This is a genomic window from Vibrio sp. V42_P2S4T144, assembly GCF_009904715.1.
GTDB lineage: Bacteria > Pseudomonadota > Gammaproteobacteria > Enterobacterales > Vibrionaceae > Vibrio > Vibrio alginolyticus.
The window spans coordinates 1-3,415 of record NZ_WXWS01000016.1; the positions used below are offsets into that span (position 1 = coordinate 1).

General features: G+C 44.3%; 2 protein-coding genes. Both read right to left on the reverse strand.

What is annotated here, in order from left to right; all coding sequences use genetic code 11:
* Nucleotides 1-274 precede the first annotated feature (274 nt).
* On the reverse strand, nucleotides 275-1,651 hold the full coding sequence (pntB, locus tag CAG68_RS00400; protein WP_138940292.1) for a Re/Si-specific NAD(P)(+) transhydrogenase subunit beta: 1,377 nt from the start codon (nucleotides 1,649-1,651) through the stop codon (nucleotides 275-277).
* Nucleotides 1,652-1,659: 8 nt separating this feature from the next.
* Nucleotides 1,660-3,216, reverse strand: a complete 1,557-nt coding sequence (locus CAG68_RS00405) for a Re/Si-specific NAD(P)(+) transhydrogenase subunit alpha (RefSeq protein ID WP_054728973.1) — start codon at nucleotides 3,214-3,216, stop codon at nucleotides 1,660-1,662.
* Between the last annotated feature and the right edge of the window lie 199 nt (nucleotides 3,217-3,415).

A 3,415-nucleotide genomic window follows, 5' to 3' on the forward strand; every position in this document is an offset into this window, starting at 1 on the left:
ACTTCATAGTTAAATAGCTCTGTAAACGTATCTATTCTTTCTGGTAGTGAATCGGAAAATGCAGGTGCCGAAAAAAGCGGCAATACAGTTGCAAAACCGAGCAAAAACTTTTTAATCAAACTGTTACCGTCACTTGTTACATTAGCCAAAACTATACATCAATCTACAAGCAATTGACATCTGCTAACAGAAGGATTTGCATTACTATAACATTGAAACGGAACAAAAAAGGGCCAGCGATTGCTGACCCTGTATAGTTTTAAATCAAGAATGGTTAAAGTGCTTTAAAAATAGACTCAACACTTTCTTTCGCATCACCAAATAGCATTGATGTATTTTCTTTGAAGAACAGTGGGTTCTGTACTCCTGCGTAACCAGTATTCATTGAGCGCTTGAATACCACTACGTTTTTCGCGTTCCATACCTCCAATACGGGCATACCAGCGATTGGGCTGTTCGGATCTTCCAGTGCGGCTGGGTTGACCGTATCGTTAGCACCGATAACCAATACGGTATCGGTTTCTGCAAAGTCATCATTGATTTCATCCATTTCAAGAACGATATCATACGGTACTTTTGCTTCAGCGAGTAACACATTCATATGCCCCGGTAGACGACCCGCTACTGGGTGAATCCCAAAGCGAACTTCAATACCTTGTGAACGAAGTACATCAGTAATTTCATGAACAGGGTATTGTGCCTGAGCTACTGCCATGCCATATCCTGGAGTGATGATTACTGATTTTGAGTTCTTCAACATCTCTGCAACTTCTTCAGCCGTTGTTTCACGATATTCGCCCTGCTCTTCGTCACCTGAAATCACTATCTCTTGACCAAAACCACCGGCAATAACACTGATAAACGAACGGTTCATTGCTTTACACATGATGTAAGAAAGAATCGCACCTGATGAACCTACCAAAGCACCTGTTACAATCAATAGATCATTTGCTAGCATGAAACCTGCTGCCGCTGCTGCCCAACCTGAGTATGAGTTCAACATAGAGACAACAACTGGCATATCTGCACCACCGATTGAAGCGACTAAATGGTAGCCGAATGCGAACGCGATCAAAGTCATCAAAATAAGAGCGAACATGCTGCCATCTGCTTTTACGAAGTAGATCATAAGAAGCGTAGAAATAACAACCGCTGCGAGGTTCATTTTGTGCTTATGAGGCAGGTTAAGTGGCGACGAAGAAATCACACCACGCAGCTTACCAAATGCGACAATTGAACCGGTGAAAGTTACGGCACCGATGAACACACCCAAGAATACTTCTACAAGGTGGATAACATGCTCAGCATGTGTTGCTGCTTCTGGCGCATCTAGGTAACTGTTGTAGCCAACTAAAACCGCAGCTAAACCTACAAAGCTGTGTAGAATCGCAACCAGTTCTGGCATCTCGGTCATTTCTACTTTCTTCGCATAGAAAATACCGATCGCACCACCTATCGCCATCGCGATAATGATCCAACCAAAACCTTGCGCATCTGGGCTAAAGATCGTCGCTATTAGCGCGATCGTCATACCAGCGATACCGTAGTAGTTACCATTACGAGCAGACTCTTGCTTTGAAAGCCCCGCCAAACTCATGATGAAAAATAATGCAGCAACAATGTAAGCTGCTTGTACTAATCCTGCAGACATTGTGACTCCTATTTATCTTTGCGGAACATTTCAAGCATACGCTTGGTGACGGTGAAACCACCGAAGATATTGATACTCGCGATCAATACGGCAATAAAAGATAGGAATGAAACGACGCCATTATCTTGTCCAATTTGCAGTAATGCACCAACGACAATAATGCCAGAGATAGCATTCGTTACTGACATTAGTGGAGTATGAAGTGCATGGGTAACATTCCATACTACGTAGTATCCGACAACACACGCTAGAACAAATACAGTAAAGTGAGAAAGAAACGCTGCCGGAGCAACCGATGCTACCCATGCAAAGGCTCCAACAGCCGCTGCCACACCAATAATTTTCTTCGTTGGAGACGTAGGTTCTTCTACTTTAGGCTCTGGCTTCACAGGCTGTTCTTGTTTCACTTGCGGCTGAGCTGAAACCTGAATTGGTGGCGCTGGCCAAGTAACTTCACCTTCTTTCACCACGGTAACGCCACGGATAACAACATCTTCAAAATCAATATTGATGTTGCCATCTTTCTCTTTACACAGCAGTTTTAGAAGGTTAACAAGGTTTGTCGCGTAAAGCTGAGAAGATTGTGTTGGCAAACGACCAACCATATCAGTGTAACCAACAATTTTTACGCCGTTATCCGTCATGATAACTTGGTCTTTCACTGTATATTCACAGTTACCGCCATTAGCAGCTGCCAAGTCGACAATTACACTGCCCGCTTTCATGCTGTCGACCATTTCTTTGGTGATCAACTTCGGCGCAGGTTTACCAGGAATGAGCGCGGTCGTAATAATGATATCAACATCTTTAGCTTGCTCTGCGTATAACTCTGCCGCTTTTTTGTTGAAGTCATCAGACATTTCTTTTGCGTAGCCATCCCCAGAGCCTGACTCCTCTTGAAAGTCAACGGTCAGGAACTCAGCGCCCATCGATTCAACTTGCTCTTTTACTTCTGGGCGGACGTCAAACGCACGGACAATGGCACCTAAGCTACCTGCAGCACCGATAGCCGCCAAGCCAGCGACGCCAGCACCCGCAACCAATACTTTCGCTGGAGGTACTTTACCGGCAGCCGTAATTTGACCTGTAAAGAAACGACCAAACTCATGAGCTGCCTCAACCACTGCACGATAACCAGCGATATTAGCCATCGAAGATAGCGCGTCTAAGGCTTGTGCACGTGAGATACGAGGAACGGAATCCATGGCAAGAACGTTAATGTTCTTACTTGAAAGTTGTTCCATCAACTCAGCATTTTGAGCCGGCCAAATAAAGCTAACCAGTGTTGCTCCATCTTGCAGTAACGCAATTTCGTCAATGCCTTGCTCATCATCCACAATTGGCGCATTAACTTTTAAAATAAGGCCAGATGCCCAAACTTCTTCACTAGAAACGATTTTCGCACCAGCTGCTTCATAAGCGGCATCATCGAAACTCGCTAGCCCCCCCGCTTGGGATTCAATCGCGACATCGAATCCCAATTTTATTAACTGCTCAACCGACTTCGGCGATGCAGCCACTCGCGATTCACCCGCGAGTATCTCTTTAGGTACACCGATTTGCAAAACGCATACTCCTTGTATACATATCAATAAATTAGTCCCAAAACAGAGCGTCGCTCTACTCTAATTCTTTTTTATTTCTATCTGTTTACCACGCAAGACAATTGCAAACGAAAGATGATGTTTGGGGACACCCATTTGCACAATAACACCTTGACTAACAGCCCTGTTATTATTCTGTTTGTATCGAACGCGTCTCATT